Origin of the sequence: Bifidobacterium sp. M0399, from assembly GCF_016100595.1 — a bacterium.
GTDB classification, from domain to species: Bacteria; Actinomycetota; Actinomycetes; order Actinomycetales; family Bifidobacteriaceae; genus Bombiscardovia; species Bombiscardovia polysaccharolytica.
In genome coordinates this window covers 1-20,567 of the sequence record NZ_JACFSD010000003.1, presented here as the reverse complement: position 1 = coordinate 20,567, position 20,567 = coordinate 1, and the positions used below count along the sequence as shown (strand labels likewise).

Here is a 20,567-nt window from a genome sequence, read left to right as displayed (position 1 = left end):
CCCTCACCTCCTCGTCCTCGGGTCAAGGACCCCGTAAAGAATGTCCACGATGAAGTTGGCCACAAGCACGCTGATGGTGATCATCAGGAAGATGGCCTGCATCAGGGGGTAGTCCTGATTGGTCACGGCCTGATAGAGGAGCAGACCGACCCCCGGGTAGTTGAAGACCTGCTCGACCAGGAGGGAACCACCGACCACGCCGCCCAGGACCAGGCCGAAGGAGGTCAGGTTGGGGAGGAGGGCGTTCCTGGCCGCGTACTTGAGCATGACCGTCCGCTGGCGCAGGCCGTTGGCTTCGGCGAAGGTGACATAGTCATCACCCAATGTGTTGATCATGGTGTTGCGCATGCCCATCACATAGCTGCCCAGGGAGGTCAACAGGATGGTCAGTGCCGGCAGTATGGAGTGCTCCACGGCGTCAGATATGAAGTCCATCGAGAAGTTGGGTATCGCGGTGGACGAGTAGGCGCCGGAGGTCGGGAAGATGCCGGCCTTGTAACCGAGGAAGAAGAGGAGCATGAGGGCCAGCCAGAAGGATGGGAAGGCCGAGAGGAAGGAGCTGGAGATCGTACCAGTCACGTCTACGGCGGTCCCCCGCTTCCAGGCCATGAGAGCCCCGAGTGCAGTCCCGATGATGAAGGAGATAATCGTGACCAGCCCTACCAGTGTCAGGGTCCAAGGAAGGGCCGCCCCCACCAGATCCGATACGTTCTGCGGGAAGTTGCTGTACGAGACGCCAAAGTTCAGGTGGACCACATCCCCCAGATACTGCCAGTACTGGCTGAGCAGGTTGCCCTTGGGCATGCCCAGTTGGGCTTCTATGGAAGCCCTGACCTCAGGAGTGACCGGCCCGTTCTGGGACAATTTGGCTATGGCCGCGTCGGCAGGTGATCCAGGCATCATCCTGGGCAGTATGAAGTTGACGGTTATGGCCGCCCAGAGGGTAACAAAGAATAGACCAATTTTCCCGAAAAAATATCGCACGTGACGACCTTTCATCCGTCAGGGGCGGGGGGCGGCCCGGTAGGGAGACCGGGAGGGGCTGGCCGTCCCGACGGCCCGGAAGGACCACCGCCGACCAGCCACTCCTGGCCGCGCCCTGATGGGCCCGACCTCTCAGGCTTTCTTGATATGGGTTACCACCATGAGGACCGACTGGGTCCAGGTGCTGGGTGAGGTATAGGGGTCGTCCTCACTGGGCCAGCCCGTATAGTTCCGTGTGCTGAACAGGCCCCAGAGACCGCCGTAGAAGAGCCCAATCACGGGCACATCGTCGTAGACGATCTGCTGGAGCTGGTCGACTATGGCCTTCTGGGACTTCTCATCGGCCGCCTGCTTAAGCTGGGCTAGGAGTTCATCAGCCTTGGGGTTCTTGTAGCGCTCGAAGTTGGCGTTGGCCGACTGACCCACAGGAACCGCGAACTCACTGTTGAGCAGGCCGTTGTAGTCCTGGAAGACGCTGCCGGTACCTCCGAAGGAGGAGATCAGGAGGTCATAGTCGCCATTATTCTGCGCCTGTGTGTATGCGGCGGGCTGGGGCTGGGTGAGCTTGACGGCTATACCCAGCCTGGTCAGCTGGCCCTGCATGGTCTGCACGCCGCGCAGCCAGTCGGTGTAGCCGCTGGGCACGGTGATGTTGACCTCGAGTTGCTTGCCGTTGGAGTCCACCAACTGGTCACCCTGCTTCTTGTAGCCAGCCTTGGCGAAGTACTCCAGGGACTGGGCCTCGTCCTGAGAGACCTTTCCCTTGTTGGGAATGGAATCGTTGACCCACTTGTCATGGTTGGGCAGGATGAGGCCGGTCTGGGTGGCACCGTCCACATAGCCCTCCTCGGCATCCTTGGCGATCTTGTCGCGGTCAAGGGCATAGCTGAGGCCCTTGCGGAAGTTCACGTCGCTGAAGGGGGCCTTGGTCAGGTTCGGGTAAAGGGAGACTGTGCCACCCGGGGGGAACCAGTAGTGGTTGTGCTGCTTGTCAGCGCCCACCCAGGTCTTGTCCACGTTGTTGATGAAGGAGTAGGCCCAGTCATACTTCTTGTTGACCAGGTCCAACTGCTTGTTGGAGGCGGGCAGGACGATAGTGTCGGCCGCAACCTTCTCGGCCTGCCAGTAGTCCTTGTTCTTCGCCAGGGTGTATTGGTTGGGCTTGAAGGTGCCCAACTTATACGGGCCAGTCCCGACGGGGTTCTCATTGGTCCACTTGAGGGGGTCCTTCACATCCTTCCAGATGTGCTCCGGGACGATGTTCTGCTGGCTGACGATCGACACCGCAGGCACGTCGTTGTCCTTGAAGTGGAAGGTCACCTTGGAGCCTGAGGCCTCAAGGGAGGAGATGTGCTGCCAGACCCCCAGGGAGTCCATGGCCGCATCCTTCTTGACCAGGTTGAAGGTGAAGACCACGTCCTGCGCCGAGAAGGGCTTACCGTCGCTCCACTTGACCCCGTCACGAATCTGGAACTCGACCGTCTTGGGGTCCACGATCTTGTGCCCGCTGGCCAGGAAGGGGGTTGAGGTCCCATCGAGGCTGTTAACCACCTCGAGGGGTTCGTAGATGAAGTTGATGCCTATCCTCTTGCTGGTTGAAAATGGGTTGAAATTACGGGTGAAAGTTGGACTGCCACTGTCACCGCCGAAGAGGATCTGATTGCCTGCGGCAGCCTGCTGCGTTTCTCCGGACTTACTCCCGCACGCCCCCAGTCCCAAGAGGGTGGCCCCCGCAACCAGTGTTGCGAGGATCCTCACCGCCACTGTTTTCCGTCTCATATGTCTCCTTTGTCCGCATTGACATTCACGGGCCAAATCCGTCCTCTACTATCGGAGTCCAGTCGGCGCGTATATGCACAAGTGGGCTCCCGGATCTGCACGGCTTCCTGTGACCGGACCGGATCGACCATCGCACTTTCTAGTGTATGCGCTTACATTTGAATGCGCAAATCTGCTTTTGTCATGGGATTTTTAGCGTATGCTTTCCTTAGATTACTTAATAAAGTCATCCATATTGCCAGATAAAAAGAAAATGTTAGCGCTATCAAATTCCACGGTCAATTACACGTTTCAATGATATGCTGTATGCGATGTATGAAAGAGGGAAAGCGGATGGCAAGGAAACCGACCGTCTACGATGTCGCCCGCGAGGCCGACGTATCCATAGCCACCGTCTCCAGGGTCCTACGCACTCCGGAGAAGGTAAGGCCCGAGACCAGACAGACCGTACTCAAGGCCATAAACCTCCTGGGCTACCTCCCAAGCGGTAGCGCACGGAGCCTAGCCGCCCGGCGGACCAATACCATAGGCCTCTTCCTGCCCAACATCGACCAACTGGACCAGATCAGCGACTTCGAACTGGTCACTGAGGATGCCGCCGACATAGTCGTCGACCCACCCCACGCCCAGGAGAACAATTCGGATTCCCTCTACTTCGACGAGGTCTTGAGGGGGTGCGAACTGGAATCCTGGCGGCAGGGCCTCAGCCTCATGGTCAGCATCGGCTTGAAGGGGAAAGATGGCGACATCCCCCAGCTGATCAACAGCATGTCAGAAAAGGTGGACGGCCTGATTGTCCTGGCAAGGTCCGTACCTGACAACGTCCTGGCCTTCCTGCGCAAACGCCTGCCCGTGGTCATAATCGCCAATGCCACGATCAGCCAGGAAAGCGAATTCGACCTGGTCCGCGTGAGCAACCGCAAAGGCATGTACACCCTGGTCAGGCACCTTTTCGAGAAACACCAGGTACGACGAATGGCTTACATAGCGGGGACGGATGATTCTCCAGACAATGGAAAACGATACGAAGGGTTCTGTGAGGGTCTGAGGTCAGAGGGGCTGGAACCCTCGGCCTCACCAATCTACAGGGGACAATTCTCCCAATCTGTCGCCTACCAGATTGCCACCAGCCTGGCCAGGCAGGGTACGCTCCCCCAAGCTTTGGTGTGCGCCAACGACCAGATGGCGCTTGGGGTCCTGAGAGCCCTGTCAGATGCGGGTATAAGCGTACCCGACCAGGTCATCGTCACCGGATTCGACGGAATCAAGGAGGCCGCCGTCTCCCAGCCTCGCCTGACCACGGTCCGCCAGCCCATGGTCGATCTGGGCCGGGCCGCCGTCTCCACCCTGGTCAGGCGCCTGGGCTCACCGGAGGATCCGCCTATTTCCACTGAGCTCCCCGTGAAGGTCCAACTCCGGGAGAGCTGCGAGGGGACCATGATTTGACCCATGCGGTCTGACCGGTCAGTGAATTCGACTGGTATATCCTCTCAGCGGGAGCAATCAGCGTGACTTAACCTGGCGGAAGGGATTATTATCCCGCCTCCGCCTGCCTCCGCCGTGCCTGTGATCACCGCTGCGGTAAGTGCGACCCCCGTCGTCGAAACGACCGCCATCGTGGCGACCCCGCCCACGAGCTCCGCCTGCACGGCCACGATTGCCTCTGCCTCGGTGACCACCGGCTTGGGCGGCATGATTGGAGTCGGCATAGCTGTGCCGCCTACGCCCGTCGAAGGGTCGATCCTCATCTAGCCCATCGGCCCACTTGCGGTGGGGATTCCTCCCATCACCATCAGATCCCCGGCCAGAACCCATCGGCCGCCTGTCGAACCGCTTGTATCCCCGTCTCCCGCGGGCGGGCCCACCGGATCGACGGCCACGAGAACTGGTCTGCTTGCCGTCCTGTGATCCTCGGCTTCCAGCCATGGCGGCATCCAAGGACCAGCCCTCAACCAGGGGGGCGTGAGGTCCCACAAGATCACCCACCTCCTGGGAGTTGGCCGTGACCCCGACCGGCTTGGCATCTATATGGGCCATACGCAGCATCCGTCGTGTGTCTCGCCGCTGATCAGGTAGGACGACCGTCACCACGTCGCCGGAGTGGCCAGCCCTTGCCGTGCGCCCGGAACGGTGGAGGAAAGACTTGTAGTCGGCCGGGGGGTCCACCTGAACCACCAAATCCACCCCACTGACATCCATACCCCTGGCCGCCACATCGGTGGCCACCATGACCCGGACCAGACCTTCCGAGAAGGCCTTGAGGCTCCGATCCCTCTGCCCCTGGGAGAGGTTGCCGTGCAACTGGACGGCAGGGATGCCGTTGTCAATCAGATTCTTGGCCAGCTTCTTGGCTTGGAACTTGGTCCTGGTGAATAGGATCCTCTTGCCCTGCCCTGCGGCAAGCGTGCGGACCAGGTCGTGCTTGGCGGCCTGCGTCGTCTCGAAGATGTGGTGGGTCATCAGATCCACATGCTGGGTGGCCGAATCCACCTCGTGAATCTTGGGATCCTTGAGGAAACGCTTGACCACGGCATCCACACCGTGATCCAGGGTGGCCGAGAAGAGCATGCGCTGACCGCCCGGACGAACCTGGGCCAGAATCCGCTCCACAGCGGGCAAGAAGCCCATGTCGGCCATCTCATCAGCCTCGTCCAGCACGGCGATCTCCACGTCCTCCAGACTGAGCTTGCGCTGGCGGAGCAGATCCTCCAAGCGACCCGGGCAGGCCACCACAATCTTGGCCCCGCGCCGAAGGGCATCGACCTGACGACCCTGGCCAACACCGCCGTAGACTGTGCAGGTCCGCATGCCGTAGGCCTGGGCCAGGGGGTTGAGAACCTCGTCGATCTGATTGGCCAGCTCGCGGGTGGGAGCCAAGACAAGACCACGCGGGCGGGGCAGACTGCCGGATCCGGCGGCGCCCCCGCGACCATGGCGGGCCTGTCCTCCCTCGCCAGCAGCCAGTCGAGCCACCAGAGGAATGCTGAAGGCCAGGGTCTTGCCGGAACCGGTCCGCCCCCGTCCCAGGATGTCACGGCCAGCCAGGGCATCAGGCAGGGTATCCCGTTGGATGGGGAAGGCGCTGGTCTTGCCGTCCTTGCGCAGAACACGGACCAAGGGCTCAGGCACCCCCAGCTGGTCGAAAGTCATATGTTCTACGGCAGATTGGCCGGAATTGGACGAATTGGAATCGGGCATGGATGAAGCAGTCACAATGACCTTTCACAACAGGGAATAAAACGGTACTGTCGGTCGACAGTTCGCAGGCCGCGTGCAAAGCAGAGAATGACGAATTTCGCGCAAGCGGTTTCCCCGTACTCAAAGCATTCAGGCGACGATCAGCCGCCGCTCATGGGCAAGCGGCCAACCTGTACACCATAGCACAGGCCCCTCACCCATATCAGGAGCGTACGCTCCAGACGATCAGCGATTTGGACTCCGTGGGGTCGGCCTCGTCATGCGTTGTGTCCTGACGCCAGAGCCGGGCCCTGCTGGAACGCCTGACTTCGACGACCCGGCCGTCGGCAGCGGCTGCGAACATGCTGGATCCCTGTGACTGGTGGGAGCGACGCAGCTGGCGTCTCAGCTGACGATTCTCCTCAGCCAGGGCCAGAATCCTGGTCACCCCGGCCAGGTTGATGGACTCGTCCTGGCTCAGATGCTGAGCCTGACCAAGCCGATCCAGATCACGCAGGGAGTATCGGCGCGCGCCCCCCTCGGTCCGTTCCGGCACAATCAGACCCAGCCTGTCATATTGGCGCAGGGTCTGCGGATGGATGTTGGCCAACTGCCCAACCTGACCAACGCTGAAGACCGGCAGCTCGATGTCCAAACCGGCATCGTCAGCAGCATCCAGGCTGATGTGCCCGGCCACCAGACCGCGAGCGCAGGCCAGATAAATCCGCCTGGTCTCGGGATCCACCCTGACCATGATCATCACTCCTTTCCGCTGCTCGTTCCGACTTGATCCGGCATCCGGATCGTCATATCTTCATGCGCTCCCCGGCGATCTGCTCGTCGAAGTCACCGCTTGCCTTGGCAAAGTCGCGCATGGCCTTTTTCTGGGCCATGCCGAGCCGACCGGGCATGCGGATCTCAAGGCGCCCCACCAGGTCGCCCTTGCCGCGCCGGTCCTGAACCCCCTTGCCGGCGATGCGAATCTCGTCGCCGCTGGAGGAGCCAGCCGGAATCTTGAAGGTGACGATCTGGTCATCGATATCCCGGGCCTGGACCTTGGCCCCCAGAGCCGCTTCGGCTACCGTCACCGGCAGGGTCATGACCAAATCCCTGTCCTTCATGGTGAACCGTTGGCTGGGCTGGACGCTGATCTGCAGGTAGAGGTCGCCATTGGCGCCCCCGTCCCTGCCAGGCCGACCCTTGCCAGCCAGCCTGATCCGCTGGCCGTTGCGCACCCCGGCAGGGATATGCGTCTTGAAGCGCTTGCCTCCCACGCTCAGGGAGACCGTGGCCCCTTTGACTGCCTGACGGAAGGACAGCCCAATTTTCGAGTTGCGATCCTCGCCCTTGACAGGCCTGGGCCTGCTCTCCTGGTAAGCGGACCGACCGCCACCGCCGGCACCCCCGCCGAAGGAGGAGAAGATGTCAGCAAAGTCGGGCTGTCCGGAACCATCGCCGAAACGGATGCGGGTTCCTCCCGGCGCCCCGGCCCCGCCGAACATGGAGCCGAAGATGTCCGAGAATGCATCGGTGCTGAAGCCGCCCTGGCCGGAGCCTCCGGCGAACCGGGCTCCCCCCATGCCGAACTGGCGGATGGCATCGTACTTCTGACGCTGTTCCTTGTTGCTGAGCACGTCGTAGGCCTCGGAGATGTCCTTGAACTTCTCCTCGGCCTCCTTGGTCTTATTGAGATCGGGATGGTATTTGCGGGCAAGCTTGCGGTAGGCCTTGGTAATCTCCGCTTCGCTGGCGTCCTTGGAGACACCAAGGACCTTGTAATAGTCCTTGCTCAGCCATTCATTCTCAGCCATCCATGTCTCCTTTCCTCATAAGCTACGAATATATCGAATTGGAATCCGCCCTTTCGCGTGCGGCGGCGGGCGGGATCATAACCCCACCCAGCCGCCGCATGCGAAGGCGTCGATTCAGCCTGCGGAAGGTCCGCAATCACTGTCCCTGCTACTGCCCGGGCGATGTCACCACTACCCTTGCGGCCCGGATCACCCGGTCGCCGATCCGATAACCTGCCTCGACCACCGTGTCAACGGTCTCTTTCTTGGCCTCAGGGTCCGGCTTGTGCAGGATGGCCTCATGCTTGGTGGGGTCGAAGTCCTCGCCTTTTTCACCGAACTTCTCGACACCGAACTTCTCGAAGGTCTTGTCGATCTTCTTGGCCACAGCCTGGAAGGAGTCGTCCATCTGCCCGTGCTCCTTGATCCGGTCAATGTCATCAAGGGCTGGAAGAAGGGCGGTCAGCACATCCACGATGCCGTGCTGGCGGAAGATGTCCTGCTCCTTCTTGGCACGGTTGCGGAAGTTGACGAACTCGGCCCGCTCGCGCTGGAGGGCCTCCAGATAATCGGCGGCCTCCTTCTTGGCCTGACCCAGAGGGGTCAGCCCCTCTGATCCCTTGTCGGCACCGTCTTCCTTAGCCGAGTCAGCATCCGTCTTGTCATCAGCCTGAGCATCTGCTGACGACGCGTCCTTGGCGGAGAAATCCGACGAGGACTGGCTGGCCGCCTGGCCCTCGTCCGCAGCGGTCTTGTCGGCGTGACGTCCACGAGCCGCTTCCTGACCGGCCGTCGAGGCGGCGTCAGAGGCCTTGGCCTCGTTTCCGTCCGGTTCGCCGGCGGCGGCCGGGTCGCCCTTCAGCGGCCCGGCATCATCCTTGTCGAAGGCCGACATGTCACTCGCCGTCCTTCTTCTTGTCGTCGTCGTCCACGACCTCGGCATCCACCACGTCGTCATCGGCGGACGAGGAGGAACCCGCACCCGAGGCAGCACCCGCAGCGCTCTGGGCGCCTGCAGCATCCCCGGAGCCCTGCTGGGCGTAGAGGGCCTGGCCGATCTTCTGGGCGGAGGTCATCAGCTCGCTCTGAGCATTCTTGATCTTGTCCATGTCCTCGCCCTTCAGAGCCTCTTTCAGAGCGTTGACCTTGTCGGTGACCTCCTTGGCCACCTCGTCGGAGATCTTGTCCTTGTTGTCGTTGACCAGCTTCTCGGTCTGGTAGGCGGCGGACTCGGCGGCATTGCGGGTGTCGGCGTCCTCACGGCGCTGCTTGTCCTCGGCCTCATGGGCCTCGGCCTCCTTGACCATGCGATCGATCTCGTCCTTGGGCAGGGCGGAGCCACCGGTGATGGTCATGGACTGCTCCTTGCCGGTGCCCTTGTCCTTGGCGGAGACGTGCACAATGCCGTTGGCGTCAATGTCGAAGGTGACCTCGATCTGAGGAACGCCACGCGGAGCCGGGGCAATGCCGGTCAGCTCGAAGGTCCCCAGAGGCTTGTTGTCACGGGCGAACTCGCGCTCACCCTGATAGACCTGGATCAGCACGGAGGGCTGGTTGTCCTCGGCGGTCGAGAAGACCTCGGACCTCTTGGTGGGGATGGCGGTGTTGCGGTCGATCAGCTTGGTCATGATGCCACCCTTGGTCTCGATGCCCAGGGAGAGCGGGGTCACGTCGATCAGCAGCACGTCCTTGCGGTCGCCCTTGATGACACCGGACTGCACAGCAGCACCGACAGCCACAACCTCATCAGGGTTGACGGTCTGGTTGGCTTCCTTGCCGCCGGTCAGTTCCTTGACCAGGTCCTTGACAGCGGGCATACGTGTGGAGCCGCCGACCAGCACCACATGGTCGATGTCCTGAACCGAAATGCCGGCATCGTGCAGCACGTTGTTGAACGGCGTGCGGCAGCGGCCCAGCAGGTCGGAGGTCATCTCTTCGAAGTGCGCGCGGGTCAGGGTCTCGTCCAGGTGGACTGGGGTCCCGTCGGGAGTCATGGCCAGGTACTGCATGGAGATGCTGGTGGACGAGGAGGAGCTCAGCTCCTTCTTGGCCTGCTCGGCGGCCTCCTTGAGCCGCTGCAAGGCGATCTTGTCCTTGGACAGATCCACGTTGTACTTGTTCTTGACCTCAGTGACCAGCCAGTCGATGATCTTCTGATCCCAGTCGTCGCCGCCCAGCTTGTTGTCGCCGTTGGTGGCCTGAACCTGGATGGTGGAGAAGCCGTCGTCATCCTTGCCGATCTCCAGCAGGGAGACATCGAAGGTGCCGCCGCCCAGATCGAAGACCAGGATGCGCTCATCCTCCTTGCCCTTCTCCAGGCCGTAGGCCAGAGCCGCAGCCGTGGGCTCGTTGATGATGCGCAGGACGTTCAGACCGGCGATCTTGCCGGCATCCTTGGTGGCCTGGCGCTGGGCATCGTTGAAGTATGCAGGGCAGGTGATGACCGCGTCAGTGACGGGTTCGCCCAGGTAGGACTCGGCGTCCCTCTTGAGCTTCATAAGGATCTGGGCCGAAATCTCCTGAGGGGTCCACTTCTTGCCGTCGATCTCGACGGACCAGTCGGTGCCCATGTGGCGCTTGACCGAGCTGATGGTCCGATCCACATTGGTGACGGCCTGACGCTTGGCCACCTCGCCGACCAGAATCTCGCCGGACTTGCTGAATGCCACCACCGACGGCGTGGTCCGCGCGCCCTCAGCATTGACGATTACGGTGGGCTCGCCGCCCTCTAGGGTTGCAATGCAGGAATTGGTGGTTCCCAGATCGATGCCAACTGCACGTGCCATACTCGTTACCTCCTGATGAAATTGGGCGTAGGGCCTGACCCCGCACCTCGTCGTTCACGTTCTCCGCTCGCGCTTCGTTCGTGGTCCCGATGGCCGGCTCCCGTCGGCCCGGGCAAGCAGCCATCATGACCACTCCGAAACTTGAGCCTACATCACTCAACTTCCCGAGGCAAATATTATTCCCGTCATGGCACAAATTCATCAGGAGGATGCCCGAACCGGATCTGTACGACCAGAGGCCGACAGGAAGACATCTACTTCTGCAGGCCCTTGGCCAGGCTCATCCCGGTGACTTGAAGACCGCCCTCGGTCACATAGATGCCCAAGGCCTGCCCCGGCCGGTAAATCCGGGCATTCAGGGCCACTCCATCCACATAGAGGGTGGCTATGGTATCGTCGACCACCAGCTGGAGGTGGTAGATGCGTCCGGCCTCCAGACGGATCGGCCTTTCAAGGCCTATGTTCATGACCGTGAACCAGGGGTCATTGGGCGACCCCTCGAACAGGTAACGTCCCTGCCCCACTTGGAAGTCATACTGGTAAGACCGCCCGGTCCCGGCCTCCTCCCGCAGGCGCAGACCGAAGGACCGGGTGCCCGGGGTGAATCTGACATCAGCTTCGAATGAGAAGAGGTCGGGGCAGTCGAGGTCAATGACCACCTCCTTCCTCTCATGAGGTGCCTGGATGTCCACATCGTCCATGGGGGTGCGGGGGTTGAAGGCGGCCCAGAGGGTATCCACCGGCCTCACACCCAGGGACCCATCCTCCCTCTGATAGACCTCGTGGGGAACGAAGGTCCCGCCCCACTCATAGTTGTTCCTGTCGTCGTCGCCCGTCTTGGTCCCCACCCAGCCGAAGAGGACCCGTCTACCGCCCAGCTCGAAGGTACGACCTGCATAGTATCCGCTCCCGTCGAAGGCGTCATCCACAGGGGCTGTCCACGGGCCTTCCAGGCTGTGCGACATCCGGTAGGTCATCCCATGTCGGTCGCTGTATTCGGTGACGATGTGGTACCACCAGTCCCCGATTCTGAATAGGTCAGGCATCTCATGCATGGTGTAAAGACCGGGGGCCCAGAAATCCCCGCCGAACTCCCAGTGAACCAGGTCATCGGAAGTGAATTTGACCGTCCGGCCTGTCTGCATGGTCTTGGGCCCTTTCTTCCGCGCTCCCAGGATGAGCAGGTAGTTACCGGCCTGCTCGTCCCTGACCACCATTGGGTCTCGCCAGTCGTCGGGGTCGTACCCTGGCTGGGGAGCGATGGAGGGGGCCTGGTCCAACTTCCTCCAATGGCGGAGATCCTGGCTGACGGCCTGCATGAGGACCTGAGAGGCTTTGCCCTCGGCCGGATAATCACGGTTGAAACCCGTGTAGAAAGCGTGGTAGCCGTCCGGCCCCTCGAAGACGCTGCCTGCGAAAATGAACTGGTCCTGGTCTCCGTCACCGCCCCTGGGTATGGCGGTGCCACAGTCCTGGTAATGGACGAAGTCCCTGGTGGTGGCCAGGTCCCATCCGAAGGGTTGCCCGAATGGGGCCGGATCGCGGGTGTCGCGCTGATGGAAGAGGAAGAACTCATCGCCTTTCCCATAGGGCATGCAGTCCCCAAACCAGGTGCCTGGGAATTGATAGTAGAGCTTATTCATGTTGACCCTTTCATATCGCCGATGATCCATACGTCCGGGCCGCGCATCTTCCTCGACGACCTCGACAGGATCCCGCCTGTTGTTTAAGCGGTTAAGCAACCATTATAAAAGTGCCTACGCCGCTGTCAAACGGGATGGCGACCCGGCAAGTAGTCGGACAGGAGTTTCCACAAGAAGCGGAACGAATGGCATGAGATAGCCACAGAGAAGACCGGGTAATTTCTGCCCCCGGGGCGGAGGCAACAGAGGATCAGATCCGGGCTATGGAATCCCTGACGACCAGAGGGCAAGGAACCAGTTGCGGCTCGAGGCCGCCAGAGCCAGCAGCCGGATTGTTGGTCGAATCGTCCCCCCTTGCCATGAGCGTACGTATTCCCAACCTCCCCAGGTCATACTGGGGCAGGCCAACGGTAGTCAGAGCCGGGTGGAGGTGGGCGGATATCACCTCCTGATTGTCGAAGCCGACCACGGATATATCATCGGGAACCCGCTGCCCACATTCACGTAGGGCATCATAGAAGCCCATGGCCGTGCGGTCGTTGTGGCAGAAGACGGCCGTGGCACCGGTAGCCATCACCTCGCGCATGGCCCGGTAGCCCGACTCCTGGTCTGCCTCCTTCTCGCGGATCACCAAGGAGGGGTCGTAGGCCACACCAGCCTCGGACAGCGCCTGCCGGTAGCCCTTGAGCCGACCCACGGAGGCCGGGGTCCGGGCGCTGGCGTTGATGAAGGCGATCCGCCGGTGGCCGGCCTGGAGCAGTAGGCGGGTGGCGCTGAGCCCTCCACCGACCTCATCCGGGACCACGGCTGGCAGACGGCCCAGCCGGTCGTAACAGTTGACTAGCACTGCGTTTACACCGGCCAGCCCCGCAGGAGCGTCGACCCGTCGGTGGACCCAGCTGGAATAGACCAGCCCCTCCACCCGGCGTTCCAACATAAACTCGAAGGCCCTCTCCTCTATTTTCCTGTCCCCGCCCGTGTCCACGACGAGTAGAATCTTCCCCTGCCTCCATGCCTCATCCTGGGCACCGCGAATCACCTGACCGGCGAATGGTGAGGTGGCGACCCCGTCGCTGATAAAGCCGATCAGATCGGAATGCCCCCTGGCAAGCCCACGCGCCAGGGCGTTGCGGCGGTAACCCAGTTCGGAGGCCACCCTGCGTACCCTGTCGCGGGTGGCTTGGGGAATACGGGCCTTGGGGTCATCATTGATAGCCCACGAGGCAGTGGCGACCGAGACCCCGGCGGCTCGGGCAATATCCTGAAGAGTGACCATGTTCATTCATTCTAGACGGGCACCATTGCCTACCACTGATTGCGAGCGACGGCAACGAACCGATAGGCGTGAGCGAGAAGTATGCGGTGAGGTCCACGATATATGACATAACACGCAGAGCCGGGGTATCGGTCTCTACCGTGTTTTGGTCCTTCATTCGCCCAAGCCGGTCTTGGCTGGGACCCGCCGTGGGTGCTCGATGCGGCCCTGTCCCAGATAATCAGCCCGAACCCCACTACCAACGGCGCGCTGTTCCGCCAGCCTCGGTCATCGACCGTCCCAGCGTTTTATGATGCATACATTGTCATCATCAATCTCTACCATGGTCAGCGTCCATACAGATAGACCGACGAAGGTCAGACGAAAAAAGCGAGTATATATGCACCAGACACCATCATGGCTGGACGAAGCAGTCTTCTACGAAATCTATCCTCAAAGCTTCTACGACAGCAACGATGACGGCATCGGTGACATACCGGGCATCACAGCCAAGTTGGACTACATTTCATCCTTGGGTTGCAACGCCCTGTGGATCAACCCCTGCTTTGACTCCCCGTTCAAGGACGCAGGTTACGACGTCAGGGACTATACCAAGGTGGCGCCCCGCTACGGAACCAACCAGGACCTGGTCGACCTCTTCGGACAGGCCCATCGAAGGGGAATCCATGTCCTGTTGGATCTGGTTCCCGGGCACACCAGCGAAGAACACGCTTGGTTCGCCAGCAGCGGGCGGGCCTCCCGCAACGAGTACTCCGACCGCTACATCTGGACGGACAGCAGCTTCGAGGGCTACCCCGGCATGCCCTTCATAGGCGGTGAGGCTCCCAGGGATGCCGCCTACATCCTCAACTTCTTCAAGTGCCAACCAGCCCTCAACTATGGATTCGCTTCAAGGGACCGCTCCTGGCAGCAGTCACCCGACGACCCAGGCCCAACAGCCACCCGCCAGGCCATGATCGACGTCATGCGCTTCTGGCTGAGTCAGGGTTGCGATGGCTTCAGAGTGGACATGGCCGACTCTCTCGTCAAGAACGACGACAAGGAAAAGACGGCCACCATCGACACCTGGCATCGCCTTTTCGAGCCGATCAGGAAGGAATTCCCCCAGGCAGCATTCGTCTCTGAATGGGGCAAGCCCTGGCAGTCCCTGGAGGCTGGCTTCGACATGGACTTCTACCTGAATTGGCGGTGGGCAGGCGTACCAAACGGTTACAACTTCCTGACACGCAACACTGAAGACGAGCTGGAAGGGCCTGACGATGCCAGCTACTTCAAGGCAGACAGCAAGACCGGCATATCAGACTTCCTGGCTGATTACCTTCCCCAATACCTGCGTAGCCGAAATCTGGGAAGCTTCTGCTTCATTACCTGCAACCACGACACCACCCGCCTAGCGCCCCGTCTGACCCCCGAAGAAATCAAGGTGGCTTATGGAATGTTCCTGACCATGCCAGGGGTTCCTTTCATCTACTACGGTGACGAAATCGGAATGCGCTACCAAACCCTGCCCACCAAGGAGGGCGGCTATCACCGGACAGGTTCCCGCACCCCCATGCAGTGGGACAGCTCGGCTAACAGAGGGTTCTCCAAGGCCGACCCGACCGAACTCTATCTGCCCGTGGACGGGAGTCCCGACGCCCCGAACGTGGCCGACCAGGATGGAGACCCGGAATCACTCCTGACCTTCATCAGGCAGATGACCACCTTGAGGAGTGGGCACCAGTCCCTGAGACCGGGCGCCGACTTCGCTGTGGTCCACGCCCCCAGGCATGGCCGTTCCTTCGCTTACACCCGCACCCAGGGCGACGATCGCCTCCTGGTGGCTCTCAATCCCAGCCGAAAGGAGGAGGACCTCCCACTGAGTCTGGCCAGCGCCGGTGCCACCGACCATATTCCCCGCCCCTTGGTCATGGTAAATAGCGATCTTTCCCAAGGCACCCTGGCCCTGAGGGGACAGAGTTTCGCAGTTCTGGCACTTTAAATCAAAACCCCTCACAAACCGGTTGCTCATTCCTGGAGGTAATGGTCAAACCCGGCCCGCTGCATCTCCTCCCCACTTCGGGATCGGGCAGCGGGTCGGATGCTCCCGTATCCGCGGAATCCGTGCAGTCCAGGAACAACCTACAATCGCCCCCTCCTTATGACTGGTTGCGGTCCCCTCCGATATTGAGACCCCCCTGTGGCCAAGTCGAAGACTTGGTCATAGTCCGCACCAGCAAGGGAGAGGTCCGCTTCGGGCGAGAAACCGCCGTCACTACCCGGCGATATACCAGTGGCCAAATAGACCGTGGTCAGACCGCTGCGGTTGCCTCCGATGATGTCCGCACCGCGGTCGTTGCCCACCATGACTGTCCTGTCCGGATCGGCCCCTTCTGCGTCCAGAGCCATCCGGAAGAAGGCGGGATCGGGTTTCTTCACCCCACAGTCGCTGGATATAAAAATCCGGTCCAGGTGCGGACGCAGGCCGGTCAAATCCAACTCGGGATCCGTGTAGGAGGCCTGCGCATTGCTGACTAGAACGACCCGCAGCCCCGCCGATTTCAGAGCCTCCAAGAGGTCAAAAGCACCCGGGTATGGCCTGAGAAGGGTAGTGGTGGCCTTTCTGAAGGACCAGGCCAGGTCGTCTACATCACGCCAATCGTGGGGTAGACCAGCCTGATCAAAGAGGGCGGCGAAGACCTTACGGACCTCCACCTCACCGACCTCGTAACGGCGATCCGCCTCGGCTTGTAATGGGGCCTGAATCCGCTTGAAATCCCTCCTGACAGCTGTGGCATCAGGCCAGATGTCACAGTGGGAGTGGAAATACTCCCAGAGGTACTGCCATCCTTCAGGTCCATCCTCGTCGGTCCTAATGTCCAGAAGGGTCCCATAGAGGTCGAAGAAGACCGTGGTGAATCGCTGTGGCATAATGTCCGCCCTTTCGCGTCCTCAATATAGTCGGCATCGGCCACCCGCCGATGCAAGATCCCCGCCACTGCGATACTCCGGCTCGTCATTGCCGCACGCCAGAGATGCAACGGCCAAGAAGCAGTCAGGCTCCGCCGCCATCACAGCACCCCCATACGCCCGCATGAATGGGGCCGAAAACACTGTGAACTCTGATTGTGTCCACGTTCGGATTGTACGGCATGGGCCAGTCGGTTTTAGTTTTAATAAGTGTCATTCCAGTACCCGGTCCTTGCAGCAACGTTGTCAGCATTGACTTTGACTCTCATGATAGCCTCGCCCAAGCCCCCACAGAGTCTCAAAAACCAGCCATGAAAACCAGCCATGCCTGTCTAATTGATCCAGTCGACAGATGCGTTCATCCAGCGCATCGTTTTGAGCTACCGCCACCATATCTGTGCCGACTCCGCAGTCCTTCATTAGATTCTGGTCGGCGAGGACGATGCCACCCACCTCGTAACGGGCTCTGGGCACTGGTACCCCCGCAGGCGGCAAACTCCGAGGCGGCCCTGATGTTTTTGCCTTGGAGCTGTAACCTATGGCGCGGAAACCTGTCAAGACCCTCATCTGGATCTACCAGTGGCAAATCCGAAGGCACAAGTGCCTGGGACAGAAGATGACGGTATGGTCCAGGATGGAAGGCCCTCCGAATCTTCAGCAGTTCCAAGTCTCTATCACATTGTTGCCCTTGTACTGGGAAAGGACACTGTAGTGGGCCGTGTCCAGGCGGAACTTGCAGGCATCATCTGCCTGCAGGCTCAACCACTGGGTCGTCAGAATCCGCAGAATATGGGCGTGGGCCACCAGAAGGACTTGCCGCCCCTGATTGACCAAAGGCTCCAGCCTGGCCACCAGCCGCCCAGCCCGAAGGGCCACCTGGTTCAGAGTCTCCCCCGGTCCGTTTCTGACCGTCACATGTTCTCCGGACGGAAGGGTGTCCTGCCATGTCCCATCCATGTCCGATCCCAGAGCCTGAGTGCCGTCGCGCCACAGGTTCCACTCACGACCGGCCAGATGCGACACCTCCTGTCTGGTCCGCCCTTCTGCCCGTCCGTAGTCCCATTCAGCCAGGTCATTACATATGGTCATTCTGTCAAAACCTGCCAAGCGGGCCGTGTCCTGGGCTCTCTTCAGCGGTGATGCATACACGTATTCCGGTTCAAACCCGTCCGGGAAAGCCCGTCTGAGTCTTTCCCCCGCCTTCCTGGCTTGATCCCGCCCCTCCCCCGTGAGGGGTATGTCCGTTTTCCCGGTGTGCTGTCCCGACAGGCTCCATGCAGTCTGACCATGGCGCAGCAAGACGACGCGTCCTTTGCTGCGAGCTCCTTCACTCGCGATTGGCTGTGAAACTGTCATGTACCTATTCTACCTTCGCCCCCTGCGGTACCGGAAAGCAACACCATCCGTATGGACCACGACGGCCCTCAGTATCAGGCACAAGCGGTGCAGTGTGGGATAATGGCATCATGACTAGTGCGATTGGGCCTTCCAAGGACGGTGCTGATGCCATCGTCGAACGTTTCCACGCAATAGACGACAAGGTACGCGATATGACTTCTTCAGTTAAATCTGACCCAGACTCCCTCACCGACAAGGTCATCAAGTGGGTCTTGCCATCCCTTGCCGGCTACCTAGCCGGCAAGATATTCCAATCAGTCTGGGACAATGCACAGACCCGACGTAATGGGGGGCTCGAGTCCGAAGAGGGGCAGCAGCAGGGGGCTATAGCCAGCCTGGCCTTCGCTGTCCTTTCAGCCGCCCTCACCACCCTGGTCTCGGGAGTGATCGACCGGGGGTCCCAGGCATTCGTGGACCGCCGTCATCAACGCCGTTAGGGTTGAATCAGTCAGGGACTGTTGCAGAGCGGCCCATCGGGCAGAACGGAATCGGTGCCGAAGCCGTGTCAGCGATAATGTGAGCTGGCTCTTTTGTGTGTCGCACCCTCTGACAGCAGAGTAAGCCTATGACAGGTGCAACTCTCACACGAGGGAACCTTCTGACAATACCGGTTCAAACCCGATGACCAACGAGATTATCCGAGTGCTCACGGGAGACGGTCCATCAGGCGTTTCACCGAGCCGTCCAGTTAGCGACAATGATGTCCAAGCGCTGGAAGAGACGGCACAGCATGCGGCCCCGGATATTCGAGACCCGCTACCCTGAGTTGGGCGCTGAAGGCAGACCCTAGGACGAACGAACCGAGCGAACCCTGACCGATTTTGATGAGGTAGTCCGGCGTTACTACAGAGACATTAGGAAGACGGACACCCCGCACAGAACCTATAGCGCCATCATCGCAGATCATGCTGTGGATTCCGAGTCGGCCCATGAGTCCATGCTCCTATCCATCGAAGGCAAGGCTTCCACCTGGACCGTCGACCGTCGGCCTGCAAAGTCGGGTGCCAGAGGCGGATTGGCAACAGATAGAAGCGGGCTTTCCTGACAAGTTACAGGCCGGGTGCAGGGGAAATTTGAAATGGTATTGATGATCCAAGCTGACAGACAGGCCACTACGGGAATAGTAAGAAGAATATGAAAATAGGAATTATAAAGGGGAAGCCCAGCACAACCGACCCGATGCACTGGACTTCCCCTTCTTCAATGGCGTGGCTATAGCTCCTCTTCCCCGATCGCGGCTTAGCACGGTGATCATGCCCATGCAGGCGATCATAAAGGGTTGGGTCATGACTGGCCAGATGCCAGATTCCGCAGAAGCCACAGCGAGAGACCCAGCGCTTCGTCCCTCGTTCGATATAGCTCCGCGGCCCTAGCAACCTTTGCCTGGTCGTGGTACGTGATTTTGGCGCTACCGGGGGCACCGGTGGGGAACAAAATAACGCATAGCAACTGACCCTGCAACTATGGGAATAACTGCTTTCCAGCAGTTATATCGGTCTTCCCCACCGATTCCCTATTGTCTGTTCCAAAGATCCGGCAGGCACTGTGACAGTACAGCGCGGAAGACCACAGGATTTAGAAGATATCGTTGCCCGCGCTCACATAGAGCTGATACCACTCCTCAGCAGACAGTTCTACATCCGCCCCGGAGGCCATTTCAGCAATCCTGGAGGGGTTCATGGATCCGATGATGACCTGCATCCCGGCCGGATGACGGAGTATCCATGCGACTGCAATGGCGTTCTTACTGACGCCATGTTCATCTGCGATCTTGGCAAGGCAGTCGTTGAGCTCAGGGAACTTCGGGTTGTCGATGATGACCCCTTCGCCGGTCCCACTCTGGAAAGGACTCCATGCTTGAATAGTCATACGCTTGAGGCGGGAGTAAGCCAAAATCCCACCGTCGTGGTCTAGACTGGCCTCGTCGGCCATATTCACATGAATCTCCTGGCGAATCATACCGGTATGTCCAAGGCCGAACTGCAACTGGTTCACCTGAAGTTTCTGATCCAGAGCACTCTGGAGCAGCTCTACCTGCATGGGATTGACGTTGCTGACCCCGAAGTGGCGAACGCGGCCTGAAGATTGAAGCTCATTGAAGGCCTCGGCCAGCTGATCCAGCTCGACCAGGGTGTCGGGCCGGTGCAGAAGGACGAAGTCCACGTAGTCAGTCTGCAGGTTCTCGAGCTCCTGCTCCATGGCCTCCAACAGGTGCTTCCTGGAAAAGTCATAACGGGTGACCCTGCCGCTCTCCTTATCTCGGAAGATGCCGAATTTAGTCTGTATACCAACATCCTCCCTTTTCACACCGCAGTCCTTCAAGGCCTGGCCCAGCATGGTGCTGCACAGACCATCGTGATAGCAGTCTGCGGTGTCAAAGTAATCTATGCCGGCATCCAGTGCCGCCTTTACAATCTCTGATGCCTCCTGCCTGGTCTTGTTGTCAATCCTCATGGCCCCAAGGGCTACGCTAGAGAATTCGACACCAGAGGTACCCAATTTGATCGTCTTCACTGTCATCTCCTTTGTTGTCAGGTTCTTCTCACTCTAACAAGGGCCGGTGTCATGTTTGTAGGACAAAGGAAGAACCGAGGCGATGAAGGCTCAAAACTGGCGCAATGTCTGAAGAAGCGGCATTGAGTGTATGTCCGTGCATACAGTAAAGGCCTCTGATGATTCCTGTCATCAGAGGCCTTTACTTTTTCGTGTTGTGGCGGCGGTGTGCTACTCTCCCACACTCTTCCGGGTGCAGTACCATTGCCGTGCTGGGTCTTAGCTTCCGGGT

15 protein-coding genes are annotated in these 20,567 nt (G+C 60.1%); 3 read left to right on the top strand and 12 right to left on the bottom strand.

The features are described from left to right. Positions 1-3 precede the first annotated feature (3 nt). Both H3V09_RS09015 and H3V09_RS07050 read right to left on the bottom strand, forming a co-directional pair. Positions 4-984 (bottom strand): ABC transporter permease, encoded by a 981-nt coding sequence (locus H3V09_RS09015; protein ID WP_029677546.1) that lies wholly within the window; start codon positions 982-984, stop codon positions 4-6. Positions 985-1,116: 132 nt separating this feature from the next. Next, a complete protein-coding gene (locus H3V09_RS07050) occupies positions 1,117-2,763 on the bottom strand; it encodes an ABC transporter substrate-binding protein (protein WP_198191609.1) in 1,647 nt (548 codons plus the stop codon). Positions 2,764-3,096: 333 nt separating this feature from the next. Between H3V09_RS07050 and H3V09_RS07045 the strand changes: the two genes are divergently transcribed. Next, entirely contained in the window at positions 3,097-4,209 is a 1,113-nt protein-coding gene (locus H3V09_RS07045; protein WP_046322252.1) for a LacI family DNA-binding transcriptional regulator, read from the top strand. 57 nt (positions 4,210-4,266) lie between these two features. Here H3V09_RS07045 and H3V09_RS07040 read toward each other — a convergent pair whose 3' ends face one another. From H3V09_RS07040 to H3V09_RS07010, 7 genes are all read right to left on the bottom strand, one after another. Next, positions 4,267-5,961 (bottom strand): DEAD/DEAH box helicase, encoded by a 1,695-nt coding sequence (locus H3V09_RS07040; protein ID WP_198191629.1) that lies wholly within the window; start codon positions 5,959-5,961, stop codon positions 4,267-4,269. A 202-nt stretch (positions 5,962-6,163) separates the two neighbouring features. Beyond that, a complete protein-coding gene (locus H3V09_RS07035) occupies positions 6,164-6,694 on the bottom strand; it encodes a heat shock protein transcriptional repressor HspR (RefSeq protein WP_110424916.1) in 531 nt (176 codons plus the stop codon). Between the two features lie 52 nt (positions 6,695-6,746). Then, positions 6,747-7,751, bottom strand: coding sequence for a DnaJ C-terminal domain-containing protein (locus H3V09_RS07030; RefSeq protein WP_198191610.1), 1,005 nt, complete (start codon positions 7,749-7,751; stop codon positions 6,747-6,749). A 148-nt stretch (positions 7,752-7,899) separates the two neighbouring features. Further along, positions 7,900-8,625, bottom strand: coding sequence for a nucleotide exchange factor GrpE (gene grpE, locus H3V09_RS07025; RefSeq protein WP_232339522.1), 726 nt, complete (start codon positions 8,623-8,625; stop codon positions 7,900-7,902). A gap of 1 nt (position 8,626) precedes the next feature. Next, positions 8,627-10,516, bottom strand: a complete 1,890-nt coding sequence (gene dnaK / locus H3V09_RS07020) for a molecular chaperone DnaK (protein WP_198191611.1) — start codon at positions 10,514-10,516, stop codon at positions 8,627-8,629. 254 nt (positions 10,517-10,770) lie between these two features. After that, entirely contained in the window at positions 10,771-12,159 is a 1,389-nt protein-coding gene (locus H3V09_RS07015) for a glycosyl hydrolase family 32 (RefSeq protein WP_198191612.1), read from the bottom strand. Between the two features lie 250 nt (positions 12,160-12,409). Further along, positions 12,410-13,435 (bottom strand): LacI family DNA-binding transcriptional regulator, encoded by a 1,026-nt coding sequence (locus tag H3V09_RS07010; protein ID WP_232339523.1) that lies wholly within the window; start codon positions 13,433-13,435, stop codon positions 12,410-12,412. A gap of 379 nt (positions 13,436-13,814) precedes the next feature. On the opposite strand from H3V09_RS07010, the gene H3V09_RS07005 reads away from it, so the two are divergent. After that, a complete protein-coding gene (locus tag H3V09_RS07005) occupies positions 13,815-15,416 on the top strand; it encodes an alpha-amylase family glycosyl hydrolase (RefSeq protein ID WP_198191614.1) in 1,602 nt (533 codons plus the stop codon). Positions 15,417-15,556: 140 nt separating this feature from the next. On the opposite strand, the gene H3V09_RS07000 is transcribed toward H3V09_RS07005, so the two are convergent. Both H3V09_RS07000 and H3V09_RS06995 read right to left on the bottom strand, forming a co-directional pair. After that, positions 15,557-16,345 carry an HAD family hydrolase gene (locus tag H3V09_RS07000; protein WP_198191615.1) on the bottom strand — a complete coding sequence of 263 codons (789 nt, stop codon included), beginning with the start codon at positions 16,343-16,345 and terminating at the stop codon, positions 15,557-15,559. A gap of 693 nt (positions 16,346-17,038) precedes the next feature. Further along, entirely contained in the window at positions 17,039-17,740 is a 702-nt protein-coding gene (locus H3V09_RS06995) for a histidine phosphatase family protein (protein WP_121913005.1), read from the bottom strand. 110 nt (positions 17,741-17,850) lie between these two features. Between H3V09_RS06995 and H3V09_RS06990 the strand changes: the two genes are divergently transcribed. After that, a complete protein-coding gene (locus H3V09_RS06990; RefSeq protein ID WP_121913075.1) occupies positions 17,851-18,219 on the top strand; it encodes a DUF4235 domain-containing protein in 369 nt (122 codons plus the stop codon). A gap of 1,138 nt (positions 18,220-19,357) precedes the next feature. Here H3V09_RS06990 and H3V09_RS06985 read toward each other — a convergent pair. Then, positions 19,358-20,296 (bottom strand): aldo/keto reductase, encoded by a 939-nt coding sequence (locus tag H3V09_RS06985; protein ID WP_198191616.1) that lies wholly within the window; start codon positions 20,294-20,296, stop codon positions 19,358-19,360. Positions 20,297-20,567 lie beyond the last annotated feature (271 nt).

Excerpts from the sequence above, each read along its gene's own strand:
- H3V09_RS07035 (WP_110424916.1), bottom strand. The coding sequence starts at position 6,694 with ATGGTCAGGGTGGATCCCGAGACCAGGCGGATTTATCTGGCCTGCGCT.
- H3V09_RS07010 (WP_232339523.1), bottom strand. The coding sequence starts at position 13,435 with ATGGTCACTCTTCAGGATATTGCCCGAGCCGCCGGGGTCTCGGTCGCC.
- grpE (WP_232339522.1), bottom strand. The coding sequence starts at position 8,625 with ATGTCGGCCTTCGACAAGGATGATGCCGGGCCGCTGAAGGGCGACCCG.
- dnaK (WP_198191611.1), bottom strand. The coding sequence starts at position 10,516 with ATGGCACGTGCAGTTGGCATCGATCTGGGAACCACCAATTCCTGCATT.
- H3V09_RS06995 (WP_121913005.1), bottom strand. The coding sequence starts at position 17,740 with ATGACAGTTTCACAGCCAATCGCGAGTGAAGGAGCTCGCAGCAAAGGA.
- H3V09_RS07045 (WP_046322252.1), top strand. The coding sequence starts at position 3,097 with ATGGCAAGGAAACCGACCGTCTACGATGTCGCCCGCGAGGCCGACGTA.
- H3V09_RS07015 (WP_198191612.1), bottom strand. The coding sequence starts at position 12,159 with ATGAATAAGCTCTACTATCAATTCCCAGGCACCTGGTTTGGGGACTGC.
- H3V09_RS07000 (WP_198191615.1), bottom strand. The coding sequence starts at position 16,345 with ATGCCACAGCGATTCACCACGGTCTTCTTCGACCTCTATGGGACCCTT.
- H3V09_RS07040 (WP_198191629.1), bottom strand. The coding sequence starts at position 5,961 with ATGCCCGATTCCAATTCGTCCAATTCCGGCCAATCTGCCGTAGAACAT.
- H3V09_RS06990 (WP_121913075.1), top strand. The coding sequence starts at position 17,851 with ATGACTAGTGCGATTGGGCCTTCCAAGGACGGTGCTGATGCCATCGTC.
- H3V09_RS07005 (WP_198191614.1), top strand. The coding sequence starts at position 13,815 with ATGCACCAGACACCATCATGGCTGGACGAAGCAGTCTTCTACGAAATC.
- H3V09_RS07030 (WP_198191610.1), bottom strand. The coding sequence starts at position 7,751 with ATGGCTGAGAATGAATGGCTGAGCAAGGACTATTACAAGGTCCTTGGT.
- H3V09_RS07050 (WP_198191609.1), bottom strand. The coding sequence starts at position 2,763 with ATGAGACGGAAAACAGTGGCGGTGAGGATCCTCGCAACACTGGTTGCG.